This window comes from Aeromonas sp. s12, from assembly GCF_040907925.1.
Taxonomy (GTDB): Bacteria; Pseudomonadota; Gammaproteobacteria; order Enterobacterales; family Aeromonadaceae; genus Aeromonas; species Aeromonas veronii.
In genome coordinates this window covers 1-13,563 of sequence record NZ_JBFOCT010000022.1, presented here as the reverse complement: position 1 = coordinate 13,563, position 13,563 = coordinate 1, and the positions used below count along the sequence as shown (strand labels likewise).

Here is a 13,563-nt window from a genome sequence, read left to right as displayed (position 1 = left end):
GCCCTCAATTGGCGGCAAGCTTGGTAATTAATAAAGGAATGGCATGTTCGACATGTTCCACTGAAAGACCAAACGCCACCTTGCCCTCTTGAATAAACTTCTCCACCTCTTCGGACTTAGCTTTGATGGAAGGTTTAGCAATAGTGCAACTTTTCGGATAACCGATAATAGCGATAGCGATTGATAGTGCAGCCCCAGCACCGGTATTACAACACCCGATGTAATAATCCAGGACTCCCGCTTTTACCTTCATGGCGGCATCCATGTCATTGAGAATATGACATTCAAACTCCCCCGGTGCAGCTTGTTCAATCTGCGCCTTTATCTGCTCACGTTGCAATCCAGCAATCCCTATTTTTTTCATTTTTATATCCAGCCTCATTTAAAAAAGTGGTAAGGGGTAAGACGTAACATTTTTTCTATTTGAGTTTTACTAATACCTGACTCAAGTAACTGTGGAATAAAACTTTCCACCAGATAACAAAATCCAAGGCCTCCATTTTTTTTAAGGTGTGATTTTCTAGTTATATCCATAGATAGCATGACTCTATCCAACAAATTCCTGCTAGCCAATTCTTTCAGCATGTTGATTCTCGACGAATCAGGGAAGTAACTGTTCTTGCCGATAGTGTCAAACTGAACATGACAACCCTGTTCGATCAACCACAAGATGTCATCCAGAGTATTTTTAAGATCGCAATGACCGATAGTGACCCTTTCCATTGCGACCGCATACGACTTGAATAACTTCACCTGTTCTCTTGCCATGGTGCTCATGGAAAGGTGGGTCGAGATTGGGCGGCCGGTCTCATAATGCGCCATTGCTGCAGCTTCAAAGACTTTTCGCTCCGTTTCGGTAAATGCGTTCTCGCTACTACCAATTTCTCCAATGACACTAGCTTTAAGTGAACTGTCATCGATACCCACCGTGATTTCATGCACTATCTCACCGCATATCTCGCGAGCTGACATACGGTATAGCTTCTCGGGGAAGAAACCTTCGATGTAATAACCTGTCGACATCAGGATATTCATGCCGGTATCATGCATTATATTTTCAATAAAATGAGGATTTCTCCCCATAAAACGATTTGTCATCTCGATGATATTAAGCACGCCATACTGTTTGAGTGCAATAAGCTCATCCCGGATCGACGCATAACTATCAAGAAGACAATCTTCATCTCTTTTCTGTGAAGATAGGTCAATGTGCAGATGTTCATGACAATAGGTGTAACCATCGAGGCTAATCGACATTACATACCCTCCTGACATGAGTAGTGCAGTGATAAAAGATTACTCAACATAAATGACTTTTCACTCTCCGGAGCTGTCGCAAGATCAATTTTATCAAGCAGTCTTTTGTTGAGCACATCAATATCATGGAAGAATGGATCTTCCTGTACTTCATCAAACAGGGTTGGATCCATGCCTTGCTCTATTGGTGTTCCTGACTTAATCCGATCAAATGCCCTGGCCAGATGGACAATCATCATCTGGAATTGTTCGTTAGCATCACCAACTGGAAAGCTCTCCCTGAGGTCTTCCATTACCACTAAACATGCGTTTAATGCATCATGACTGATCACATCGGCTGACCGGAGTAACTGTAATCGCGCTATCACTGCATATCTCCATATTCAAATATTAATAACTTGGTATCAACTTCCCTTCAATTACTAAACGCTGATGGACCAATAGTTGATGAACATCAAGTAACTTACTAATTAGCTCGCTGACATGCTGGCTCTGGCGACCGACAAGAATGACCGCCTGGGATGCTTGGCGACATTCATCAATATGCTGGAGCGATTTTTCGCACAGCCCCGATACATTCATATCGATGGCCTCGGGCAACCACACGACCGCATCTATCTGCCCGGAAACGAGATAACTCAAGCTGTTGGAATAGTTGATCTCGACAATTTCAATTTCTTTTTCTGCAAACGCCTTCTCGGTCAGAATTCGCTGATCAGGAGATGCCGGATCGACCCCCACGCGTTTGATAGTCTCATATTCGTTTTCCCGATAAATCAAGCGATGCTCGAGTGAATAGGACTCAGCCCCCAGATCCGCCAAGATTTTAACGCTACCACCCAATGTTCCAGCAGCAAGCTTGGACATAATGGCTAGGTCATAGACACCCTTTTTCAAGCATTCGGCACGGACATCAGCGCCGCGCATATGGGCAAAGTAGAGTGGTAGGCTGCCAAGTTGCGCCTTCAATCCACTGGCCAGCCCCTCGTAGTGCTTTGTATAAGGCAGCGGCATGGCACACACCACATGGCTGATGCCGGAGTAACGGACAAGCTTTTGATAATCGAGTTGCCGAATATAAGTGCCATTACGCCCCTGCTTACTCAAGCTGACAGCCTTGTCATTTTCCAGCGTGGTAAACGCCTTCTGTATAAATCCAACCGATACACCAATCTCCTCTGACAAGGAATCTATGGTCCTCAGACGGTCGTCAGGCCGTGTCGTCATGAGATACTTTGCAAGACATATCACTGCCATGCCTTCTTTACTGATGTATGCGTTTGTCATCGTCTTTATCTTCATTATTTTGAATAAATAATACAGCATAGATTTCATCAAAAGCCAAACGATTGCTCAATTTTGTGAGCGCCTTCATAACAAATCGGATAAGAGAGAAGCTTCCAGGAGACAATGAGAGCAACATATGCTCTACAAAAATGCCAATAATGACGCCATAAAAACAAAAATAACATCATGATTTAGTTGAAAAAAATTAAAATAAGCCTGAAATTATAATCAGATGAACTAACTTCAACTTCGGTGTTTGATCCTATAGAACTGTCTCCGAGAGCATCAGATAGACAAGTCAAAACAATCATAGGCGTTGTTTCCCAAACCAAGCAGCAACTGCCCCCAGCCTTTGGTGACTGCTACACTCGGGGCTGTCTAACGGGAAAAACCCTGAGTGTTCAGTTTGTTTATGGCGCTTACATACGCCATTACTTCTCCCACTTGGCCGTTGTAGTTACGCAGACTGATTTTCCCCGTCAGCAACTGCTTGAACCGATATATCGCCGTCTCGGCCAGTGAGCGACGGTGATACCCTGATATCTTCTTCCAGTGCGCCAGCCCTTCTTTGTGCATCACCAGCACGGCTTCATTTCTTGGGTGCCCCTTTTTCCAGAGCCCTGCATTCTTGCGAGGCGGGATACAGGCTGTCGCCCCTTTGCGCAAGATATGCTGATGGCTGGCTTTGCTGTCGTAGGCGTCATCCTCATAAACACGTCCCAGCTTGCGCCGCAGTGGGTTGAGCAAGGTGGGCAACACCTCGGTATCATGGACATTTTCCAACGAGACTTGTGCTGCCACGATATTGTGAGTGGCGGGGTCCACTGCCAGATGCAGCTTGCTGCCTGACTCGCCGCTTCTCGGCGCCGTGTTTTCTGACCTTCCAATCGCCTTCACCAAACACCTTCAGCCCGGTTGAGTCGATACCTGATCGGTAACCTTTGCTTTAAATGGCTGCCGATACGCCACCGTCACCGTGCTTACCCGCTTGCTGGCACCTCTATAGTCCGACAGACACAGCGGCACATTCATCAACGCGAATAAGGAGTAGAGTATTCCCTGAGTGGCCAGCAGAGTGAGGTTGAAATTCCCCTTGAGCATCTAAGGTGCAGATGCTCTGGTCGCTGTAGAGCTGGCTGCGGTCCCGTCGCCCGTGATGGTCTTGGTGAAAATAGTTGTGCATGGCATCGGTATCAACCCAGAAGGTGAGTGAACCACGGTTAATCAAAGAATTGTTGTATTGAGGCCAGTTGGTGATGGGATGAAGCGACGTGCCCATGATGCAGACTTGAAGAGGATGGTGGTGATCAGCTCATCGAGTCCTCAGTTAGTTCCATTCAAGCTGCATCGATTTGGGCAACAACGAACGCCACTCTAGGTATCAAACAGTGCATTTGCGGTGAAATGAAATCGAACTCAGTAGACCAACATCAGCCGTTGTCAGCTGACAACGGTCTGCATCAGCAGCTCACCTCGAACCTGTTCCCCGCAAAGCCTCCATAACAGCATAATGCTACTTGGCAACAACGGAAGGTTTTACATACTCAAATAAAAACGGGAGGAATACCTCCCGTTTTTTCCACCCTTTTGGTTTCAGAAATTTGAGATAGTAGGCCGATATTGATCAGCCAATGCTTGCCTTCTGAAAATCATACTTATCGTAGATACTTTTTAACTGGGAAATTTTATCCTTTAGCGTGATAGATATAGACTTGGTTGTTTTGATTACAGCTGTTAGTTTCTCAGTCGTCACAGTTTTATCATCAGAAACAAACGCTATCTCAACCGTTTCTTTCACCAGTGATTCGATGTCTGCGCCACTATAACCCTCAGTATCTTTGAGAAGTTTGAGTACATCAACTTGTTCCCCAAGTTTTCCACGTTTTTTAAGATGTATCTCAAAAATTCGACGCCTTTCTTCTGCTGAAGGAAGATCGACTAAAAAAAGCTCATCGAATCGCCCCTTTCGCAAGAATTCGGGAGGCAATGCAGAGATATCGTTTGATGTGGCAACCACGTAAACAGAACTTTCTTTTTCCTGAAGCCACGTTAAAAATTGCCCAAACAGTCTAGTAGTTACATCGTTACTACCGCTCTGCCCACTGAGACCCGAAAAAGCTTTTTCCAATTCATCAATCCATAGCACACAAGGAGATACAGCTTCCGCAGTTTTGATTGCGCGACGCATATTATTCTCACTCTCACCTACATATTTCCCCATCAATTTACCAACATCAAGACGCAACAATGGTACATTGAACTGGCTAGCTGTAGCTTTAGCAGTCAAGCTTTTACCGCAACCAGGCATGCCAACAATAAGAAGCCCCTTTGGTATATCAATACCAAATCGACGAGCCTCACCCAAATTATTGAATATATGAGATTTGTTGTGAAGATATCTTTTTAGGTTGTCCAAACCACCGATGTCGTTGAGATTAGAATTGAAGGACAAAATTTCTAAAATACCAGTTTTTTTTATAATCTGTTCCTTCTCATCAAGAATCAACTGTTTGTCTGCTGCCGTGATTAGTCCTGAGCGTTGATAAGCAAGGTTAAGAATTTGCCTAATTTCGAAATCACTCAATCCTTTAAAGGATACGCATAATTCATTGATATCCTCAAGGGTAATTGGAATATTGAATCCATTGGCGTAATCTTGAATGATACTTTCAATGTCATCAGGTCCTGGCAAGGGAATATCGAAAATAGTAACTATTTTTTCCAGTTCAGATGGAATTACGAGTTCTGAACATACTAAAAAAACAGTGACATATACGCCTTCACGAAACATCGTACGCTCTGCAATTGACTTTAGTCGAGCGATGATAGCTGCATCAGCACTTTCGGGACGGAGCTGGCGGTGCACATCTTTTAACACCAAAAAAACATTTTTTGGTTCATTGTCATCAAATGCTGATAGAAATCCATTCAGGTTATCATAACCGGGTAGCGTTCCAACCGAAATCTTATGTAAGAAATCGATATGATGTCCGGCTTCATTATATTCATATATCTTAGTTCCCTTCTCAGCAATACTTGCTATAAGCGAATCAACTGAATGGGAATCGAAATGGTTTATATAAATAATTGGACGTAAAGCAGCAACATACGCAGCTAGTTTGGTCGAAAAATTAGTGTTATCTTCCTGGCTCATACTTAAACTTCCATATAAACAAGTGCATGAGTTGAACTATTGCTCTTATAGTCAATACCATCTAAGATAGGGAATTTACCATTTACGTCATCTACTTTTAGCTCTTCACCACTTTTGCCAAAGTTACGTACAAAGTTCCCATTAACCATTTGAATAATAAGATAGCTAGTCCCTTCAGGTTTTAAATCTTTCCAATAACCTTCTGTGACCCCGGCAAAGCTTTGAACGTGAGGTAGTGCAGGATTCGGCCATGCACTACCAATATCTTGCTTAACTTGCGAAAGTTCTTTCGCAATGTGAGGCCGCATATCCGTATTAGCTAAAACTGCCAAGATAACTAATGGATGTGTTTTAATAAAGCGTTCGTAAAATGCACGCGCATCAAGGATATAAAGCTCAAAGTAATGTGAAAATATTTCAGCTATGGCCGACTTAATAAATGGATAGTCTGCACTTCGCTCTTCAATACTCGAAAGAAGTTTTGTGTAGTTTTCATGGTATGTGCGGATAATTTCTCTTATTTTTGCATCCGAACTTTCATGATGCTCAAGGCGCTCGATATGCTTCCGACGAAAAGCGAATGGATACGCGGCCATTTCAATCTGTTGATTTGTAAAATTACCATGAAAAATTTTGCATAATTCTTTCGCCGCCTCTACATCGTCTTCTGATATTGTTCTTAACTCAGAAAACTCTTCAATCAGATCTCGTGATTCGAGCCAACGACTCAATAAGCCATTTCGATAGAAGGCAAGAACATCCTCAATATTGAAGTTCTCTCGAAGCTCATCCAAATTCCGGATCGGTTTTCCATCAACTATTAAATTAAATTTGATTGTCTTTGTCATTTTTATTTCACCCCACCATTACTAACAGAAAACACTAATGAAAAAATTACCAATGCTATTAGCTACACTTTTTGAACCTTCAAACAGGCGTGATGCAGCGGTTTTAACACTATTAGCCACAAATTTACTGATAATTTTGCCACCTTCCCAAATGGCACGTCCCACAGAATTGCCGGCAATCCCACCCACAACTCCCCCTACAATGCCCCCTATCACGGCGCCTATAGGTCCTAGTATTAAGCCTACCTTGGCTCCTATTGTTGCTCCCTCTGCGCCTAGTGCCAAAGAGCCGATCAAACTGCAAGTTGTATCACCCGCTCTGTCCAATGCCTCTTCGCCGCTGATTTTTCCAGATGCTAAATCTGCAAGGATTGTAACATTTTCGATCCCGACGCATACTGCGTTTGCAATTTGGCCAGCGGGTGTGCGGCTTAGAGTTGCTCCAAGCCAGCCACTTCTACAGGCAACAACCATACCGCCGGTTACAGCAACTGTTAGCCCAGAGCTGACTCCCGACTTTAAGGCACTTTCGGCAAACTCTATAACATCTTCCTCAATGCTGTTGTTAGCCTTCCCTCTTAGAGTATTCCAGATTCGTCGACCTAGAATACGCGCACCTTGAAAACCAATTGCCAACATAGCTGCCACACCAGCCTTCTGCCCTATATTCTTAGCAATAGCTTTACTATTAACATCATTCCATTCGTATTGTTTGGCATCCTGCTCTTTTTGGATTTTACGCTGACGTTCCTTGGCATCGATTTTGGATAAAGGCTTTGACTTTACGCCTTCATGTTCAATAATTTCTGTGCTGTTATTGATTTCTTTCCCTTGACCTTCTGGTACTAATTTTCTTTGCCCCCGATAGTCTCCCTTCTCAAAAAGCTCTTTGGTTGAGTCCGCATTAGCACCGTATTTTGACTGGTAGCGTTTGACTATTTTACCATTTCCATCTCGGATAACTATATCGACTGAATTCTTACCATATGTTTGACCTGGTGCTGGCTTAAGTACTTCCGCACGGTAACTACATCCCTGTGCAGCAGCTTCCAGATTAAAACTTTCGACATGGTGTTGCTCGGCAATGAAACCATCAAGATGCCATGATTGGTTAATCTCACCATCCCTTCTATACATCAATTTAATATTGTCATTATTTGCCTGCTCTATGGCTCTGTCGATTTCGGCAGCGTAACTTCCAATATCATTAACCCCCTGAGCCTTAGCACCGTTTTCTATGGCTGTTTTAAGATAGCTACCACGGGATAGTCCTCGCTCACGATATTTGATAAGTGTCTTTTTTTCTTCCTCAAACATCTGGACACACTCAACAATTATCAGCGCTGTTTTGTTTCGTTCATCACTATCTTTCCATATAGTTGGATACTGAGAAAACTTACTATCAAGCCAAGCTATATCTGGAGTCTCTTCTAACTTATTGCTATAGGATTGTACAAATGACTGAACTACTTCACCTACTTTTAGGCGATTCTCGCCGACCAAATCAATCGACAATGCCTTCTCGATATTATCCGCACTGTCATCTGGATTAAGAACATCTTTTTCGATCAGATTTACAATCGAGTGTATGGTTTCTGTAGTGTTTTTAATTTCATTATCTTTTGTTTCAATCATTACTTTTCACTCCTTTGAGTTTTCTAGACGAAACGATGAAAATATAACCCAGGCAAATGAAGTAATTTCACTATAACCATGAAAATACTCCTTTTTTTGTACTTTAAGCATTGAGGAATGCTCTCGCCTCGATGGTAGTCACCGACGTAATCACAACCACTACAACGCTTTGTGTCCAATGTATAAATACTGTGACCACTCTCCCCTTTGCAATTGAATATTATTTCGGTATCACATATAGTTGCCCCCGAACACAGACCAAATAAGTAAACAATGAATGTGTCTGTGCGACTTATGCCGGAGTTGCCACTAAATTCGCGGCTCGCAAAGCTGAGTTGCTGACTCACGCTGACCTCATGCTAGATACCAATTAGGGCAAACTATCTCACATTAAGGACCTGTTCGCACCTGATCTTGATAAAGGCATTTTTTGCGTCAACAAAACTCATGATTGCGGTCAGGATAGGCCTGTAATCCGGAGATTAAAGTGACGGAGCAGTTCGTCCCTAAATGGGCTGAACCTCGATTAGTCCCCTAGGTAAAAGGCTCCTGCCAACATGCCATATACAATGCGCACTCGGATATCTGCCTTCGGTAACACACCAAGCAGTGCTTCACCCTTTTGCAGTGTTTCGCTATGCCAAAAACACCAGAGCGCAGATTCGACCACTGCGAGCCAATTACTTATGCCGAGTTGATCTAGTGATTTTCGACGCCAACTCCCACGCAACACAGCACCGCTATTTGGAGATGTTGCTGCCAGCGCCCGCTGCTCCATAACGCTTACCGTTAATCCATGCAGCTTGGCCTGACGGCTGCCACGCCCTCCTCGCAGCAATTTGTCGAGTAGCAGCGCCAACAGACGAAACGCATCCTGATCTTCAAAGCTGGCATCCTCCCCCAGCAAATCGGCTGCACCAGTCATCAGTTGCTCACGCCCCAGATAGATCGGCTGTGACGTGCAATCCAGCCGATGTTGCTCGACATGGATAGCCAATGCCGTCACCACCGCCAGTGGTGAAGTCTCACCCTCTTGGTGACGCGTGCCTTTGGCAAGCAGAACGGTCAGCTCCCTAGCTCGCTCGGCTGACAGTAGGCAATATATCCCCCTGACCAGGGGCATGGCCGCCTGATCCGATAACAGTCTTGAGTTCATAGCGCCTCAGTGACGATCGCGTTTGAAGTGGGTGGTTTTATGACCGACGGTGACAATCTCACCGTCTTGCAGTACCAGATAGTGACCGCGCAGCCGCTGGCAGCATTCCTCTGGCACTCCGTACCGGCTTGCAGCATCGTCACGCTTTTGCGATCGAGATAAACCAGTTCGCGTCCCTGGTGATAAGAAGAACGTCCGATGCTCAGCAGCAGCTCTACCAGCTCGGGAGCAATACCGCGCTGCTGCATCCGGCACGCGGCGTGATGACTGTATGCACTAACCAGCTTCCCGTTCATGACATGTTCCTTTGGCGCTCATTTAGATGGACTCATTATATGTATCCTGTATACTCATGCCGATACTGGTTACATAAACATGTCGCATTTTGGAGCACGTATGGCACCCAAAGAGCTCACCTGGGATCAAACCCTGCGTTTTCGTCTACTGGAGATCGTCTTGCAGTGGGAAGGGCGGCTGACCACCAATCATTTGATGACCGCCTTCAATATCGGTCGTCAACAGGCATCGCGGGACATCAACCACTACCTGACCCACTACTCACCGGAGGGGCTGGTCTATGACAGAAGCCTGAAGGGATACAAACCCACAGAGCACTTTGTCCCGCGCTTTAGTGAGGGAAAAGTGGATGAGTACCTGATGCTGCTACACCGTGAAAAGCAGCACCAGCGCCAACATGAAGCGGGCCTGTTAACGCTGCCGCTGATGGATTTGCGCTACGGCCATATCGAGATCCTGGATGTGCCAAACCGCCATATCGACCCCAGGATTGTGCGCGGTTTGGTGCAGGCGGCCCGTGGCCAGCTGCGGGTCGATGTCGACTACGTATCCCTCAGTTCAGAGGAGCAGAGTGGCCGCAATATCGTGCCCCACACTCTGGTCTATGACGGGATCCGCTGGCACGTACGCGCCTACTGCGAGAAGAAAGGGGAATATCTGGACTTTGTGATGAGTCGTTTTCGGGGCGAACCGGATCTACTGGATGCCTCCCCTCACGGCCGGGAGCAGGATCTGGAGTGGAACACTCAGGTGACTGCAGTAGTCGTTCCCAATCCCGGGCTCAGTGAAGGACAACAAGCCATCATTGCCAGAGACTATGCCATGACGGGGAACCAGCTATTGATCAGCCAGCGCATCCCTTTGATGCACTATGCACTGGAACGGATGCAAGTGAGCTATAACGGAGAACATCAACAACATCCCCTGCTCTACCCGCTGGTGCTGGCAAATCGGGAGGAGCTCATCCAGCAAGGCTGTACCTTCAAGCTCAAGAGTGCAGACCTACAAATGCGACCAAGTTAACCCTGCGCCATGATGTCCGACTTCTCCGCACATCCGGCAAAGAGAGATAGAAATAAGAAAGGCTCCCGACATGGTGGGAGCCTTGACTGTAATAAATCGTTTAATCGGAATTCGTGTTTTGGGGACGCCCGTAATTATTCTCGGCAACACTCATAACATCTGGGTGCTTTGGCGACCTACCATGCCAACGCAGCTTGACCACTTTGCCATAATGATGAAAAAAGGTATTGGTACAAGGCTTATCAACACATTTAAGCCGGCGAACCAACCCGCAGATAACCAAAGTCAGCAATGAGATCGGTCCTGTCGAACCACCGCCACCGTTGTCACCACCATCGTTGCGACCATCATCAGTGTTGGCACCTTGCACAGTGATAACGATTGGCTGGGTAATCACATTACCGCCAGTACCGCTACGCAGGCCTAGGGTAAAGCTCTTGGCACCGACGAACGCTAGGTCACGCGCTGTCACGCGCACTGTGTAGGTCGGGTTGCCCGTAGCATCCAGAGCAGTCTGTCCAGTCGTCGGGTCAAAGCGCACCAGTTGCGAGATACCATCGTTGTAGTGCTGGCCCACAACCGCGCTGCCAGACTCGCTATACAGCTCTACAGAGAGACGCTTACCGGCAGCATCAGTGCCAGAGGCAGTGATGGTAACATCGATGTACGGCTTCGCATTAGTCAGGGTAGTGCTGTCTACTTTCATTGTGAAAGTGCGATCAGCAACGTCTGCACTCGGCATGACGCCTGCACCAGTGCCTTTTGTCCATCCGTAGTAAGCGCGGAGGTTGCCATCAGGCATCGTCAACAGGCGAGCGGCATCAGGGCTGTCAGGGTTGTTGTAGAAGTTTTGGAGTAAATACCTCTCGCTTGGACCGTAAGGGTAAATATCCCCTTGATCAATGGCAGAAGGACTGCCACCGAACATGTTGTTCTTGGTCAGATCACCGTAACCACACATCAGACGACCAGCCCAGATGCCTCCTTGGTCGCAGAATCCTTCTGCACCTTTACGGTTGTAAAGATCTTCTGCGCCGAACAGGTGGAATGCTTCATGTGCGTAGGTATCAGGGGTGGTGTCATAACGGCTCACCCAGAAGTCAGGGCCAGCAGAAGCCATCCCATCAAACTTGCCATCTGGGCCGCCCTTTGTGGTGATCCACATATCGGCACCAGAGCTGTGCACAGCAAAAGTCAGGTCTTGAATGTCTTGCTCGTTGTTGCAAATGCCATCCCAGAGTGGTGGTGCTTTGATGCCAAAATTAGGTCCATAAGAGTCACGGACAGCTATGACTTTTTCATAGAGAAGCACGGTTGCAGGACCGTAATCGCTTTTGCAAGTCGGATTTAGGACGGTATCGCTCATAACGAGGATCTGCTTCACCTCGAAATGCAGGTTCTCAGGATTGCCATTTTTGACGATGCCGGTGCGCTGACTGGTGTAATACTCGTCCATAGCCGCTACACGCTAGTGAATGGTGTTAAACACTTTTTCGGCACCATCTTGATCAACGATGGATTTAGGAACCATTACGTTTACATCAATAACCGTAGTGGTCATCACCGCATTGCTTGCAACCAAGGTTGCAGCCATAAGGAGTAGCTTTGACATCAATAGTTTCTCCGGAACTAGTATAACCATATGAAACCGAAAACAATACTCCAACGAATCCAATTTGCAATGCGTGACATGATGTTTTTAAAAAAACGTCATGATTTGTGAACGGATTCACAATCCCATGAAACACAAAGACTTTATTAACTCTCTGCTTAACCCCCACTTTATTACCCCCTCGTGGCTAACCTATTCAATCGCTTTTTCCGGGAATTCAGATAATAAGTGCGACACTCATGGATGAATGGCGAGAGGTGGCCAACTGCTGATTGGTGGTACCCTTCTGCTCGCCAAAGTAAAAGCAGTATCACCATGAGCTATCAGCAGTTGACCGAGGGGCAACGATACCAGTTATCGGTGCTTCGCGCACAGGGGATGTCCATCCTTGCCACCGCACGCGCCATTGGCGTTCATCGCTCCACCCTCTACCGGGAGCTGCGTCGTAACGCCGGGCCGCAGGGCTACCAGCCAGACAATGCGCATCAGCACGCCACCCACCGACGGGCCAGTGCGGCCAAATCTCGGCTATCTGCCGATGTCATCCAGTTTGTCGAGCTGACACTCGCCTGGTGGTGGAGCCCGGAGCAGATAAGCGCGGTGGGCAAGCAGATAGGCCTCATGGTGAGTCACGAGTGGATATACCGCCATGTGGCCGCCGACAAAGCCCGGGGTGGCCAGTTGTACCGCCATCTGCGCCAGGGCCACAAGCGCTACCGCAAGGGGGCGAGCAGCCTGCGTTCTCCCATCAAGGAAGCCCGCTCTATTGATGAACGGCCGGCTATCGTCGATAGCCGGGAGCGGCTCGGTGATTGGGAGGCGGACACGGTGCTGGGCAAGCAAGGCACAGGTGCACTGGTCACCCTGGTGGAGCGCAAGAGCCGGCTCTATCTGGTCAAGCGGGTCGCGAGCAAACAGGCTGGGGTGGTGCGGGATGCGATAATCGAGATGTTAACTCCCTACATCGAGCAGGTGCATACCATCACCTTTGACAACGGCGGCGAGTTTGCCGAACACAAGGCGATAGAGGAAGCGCTGGGTGCCGAGACTTACTTTGCGCACCCTTACTCTTCGTGGGAGCGCGGTCTGAACGAGAACAGCAATGGGCTGTTGAGGCAGTTTATCCCAAAGGGAACAGACCTGAGAGAGGTCACGGACGAGGATGTCAGGAGAGCGGAGCAGTGGCTCAACCTACGACCTCGGAAATGTCTCGGATTCAGGCAGCCTGTCAAGGTATTCGAAGAGTACCGTCAGGCGGCATAGGCGAGTGTCGCACTTCGAAGTTGAATTCGCG

The 13,563-nt window shown here is 47.0% G+C and carries 13 protein-coding genes and 1 pseudogene; 2 read left to right on the top strand and 12 right to left on the bottom strand.

Annotation, left to right across the window (positions count from 1 at the left end):
• Positions 1–4 precede the first annotated feature (4 nt).
• The 10 genes and pseudogenes from AB5Y67_RS09835 to AB5Y67_RS09790 form a co-directional block, all read right to left on the bottom strand.
• Entirely contained in the window at positions 5–364 is a 360-nt protein-coding gene (locus AB5Y67_RS09835) for a DUF2620 domain-containing protein (protein WP_029303224.1), read from the bottom strand.
• A gap of 14 nt (positions 365–378) precedes the next feature.
• Positions 379–1,257, bottom strand: a complete 879-nt coding sequence (locus AB5Y67_RS09830; RefSeq protein ID WP_199428237.1) for a hypothetical protein — start codon at positions 1,255–1,257, stop codon at positions 379–381.
• The gene (locus AB5Y67_RS09825) at positions 1,257–1,589 is read right to left on the bottom strand and encodes a hypothetical protein (RefSeq protein ID WP_127005503.1); all 333 of its coding nucleotides are present in this window, start codon (positions 1,587–1,589) and stop codon (positions 1,257–1,259) included. Before AB5Y67_RS09825 ends, AB5Y67_RS09830 begins: the two co-directional genes overlap by 1 nt.
• A 58-nt stretch (positions 1,590–1,647) precedes the next feature.
• Complete coding sequence (yhfZ, locus tag AB5Y67_RS09820; RefSeq protein WP_197725323.1) at positions 1,648–2,592, bottom strand: GntR family transcriptional regulator YhfZ; 945 nt, start codon at positions 2,590–2,592, stop codon at positions 1,648–1,650.
• A 314-nt stretch (positions 2,593–2,906) separates the two neighbouring features.
• Positions 2,907–3,823 (bottom strand): annotated as a pseudogene (locus AB5Y67_RS09815) (IS5 family transposase).
• A 345-nt stretch (positions 3,824–4,168) separates the two neighbouring features.
• Positions 4,169–5,698 (bottom strand): AAA family ATPase, encoded by a 1,530-nt coding sequence (locus AB5Y67_RS09810; protein WP_100653831.1) that lies wholly within the window; start codon positions 5,696–5,698, stop codon positions 4,169–4,171.
• 2 nt (positions 5,699–5,700) lie between these two features.
• Positions 5,701–6,546 (bottom strand): hypothetical protein, encoded by an 846-nt coding sequence (locus tag AB5Y67_RS09805; protein ID WP_150389165.1) that lies wholly within the window; start codon positions 6,544–6,546, stop codon positions 5,701–5,703.
• 21 nt (positions 6,547–6,567) lie between these two features.
• Complete coding sequence (locus AB5Y67_RS09800) at positions 6,568–8,181, bottom strand: hypothetical protein (protein WP_150389166.1); 1,614 nt, start codon at positions 8,179–8,181, stop codon at positions 6,568–6,570.
• 526 nt (positions 8,182–8,707) lie between these two features.
• Positions 8,708–9,337: an ADP-ribosylglycohydrolase gene (locus AB5Y67_RS09795; RefSeq protein WP_223849308.1), complete on the bottom strand. Its 630-nt coding sequence runs from the start codon at positions 9,335–9,337 to the stop codon at positions 8,708–8,710.
• Complete coding sequence (locus AB5Y67_RS09790) at positions 9,334–9,633, bottom strand: DUF4258 domain-containing protein (protein WP_223849309.1); 300 nt, start codon at positions 9,631–9,633, stop codon at positions 9,334–9,336. The genes AB5Y67_RS09795 and AB5Y67_RS09790 overlap by 4 nt, the downstream gene beginning before the upstream one ends.
• Positions 9,634–9,733: 100 nt before the next feature.
• Between AB5Y67_RS09790 and AB5Y67_RS09785 the strand changes: the two genes are divergently transcribed.
• Positions 9,734–10,657 carry a WYL domain-containing protein gene (locus tag AB5Y67_RS09785; protein WP_150389167.1) on the top strand — a complete coding sequence of 308 codons (924 nt, stop codon included), beginning with the start codon at positions 9,734–9,736 and terminating at the stop codon, positions 10,655–10,657.
• Positions 10,658–10,757: 100 nt separating this feature from the next.
• On the opposite strand, the gene AB5Y67_RS09780 is transcribed toward AB5Y67_RS09785, so the two are convergent.
• Both AB5Y67_RS09780 and AB5Y67_RS09775 read right to left on the bottom strand, forming a co-directional pair.
• The gene (locus AB5Y67_RS09780) at positions 10,758–12,113 is read right to left on the bottom strand and encodes an SVAGG family GlyGly-CTERM protein (protein WP_368207696.1); all 1,356 of its coding nucleotides are present in this window, start codon (positions 12,111–12,113) and stop codon (positions 10,758–10,760) included.
• 12 nt (positions 12,114–12,125) lie between these two features.
• Positions 12,126–12,269 (bottom strand): hypothetical protein, encoded by a 144-nt coding sequence (locus AB5Y67_RS09775; RefSeq protein ID WP_368207695.1) that lies wholly within the window; start codon positions 12,267–12,269, stop codon positions 12,126–12,128.
• Positions 12,270–12,584: 315 nt separating this feature from the next.
• On the opposite strand from AB5Y67_RS09775, the gene AB5Y67_RS09770 reads away from it, so the two are divergent.
• Positions 12,585–13,532 carry an IS30-like element ISAs2 family transposase gene (locus AB5Y67_RS09770; RefSeq protein WP_019706001.1) on the top strand — a complete coding sequence of 316 codons (948 nt, stop codon included), beginning with the start codon at positions 12,585–12,587 and terminating at the stop codon, positions 13,530–13,532.
• Positions 13,533–13,563 lie beyond the last annotated feature (31 nt).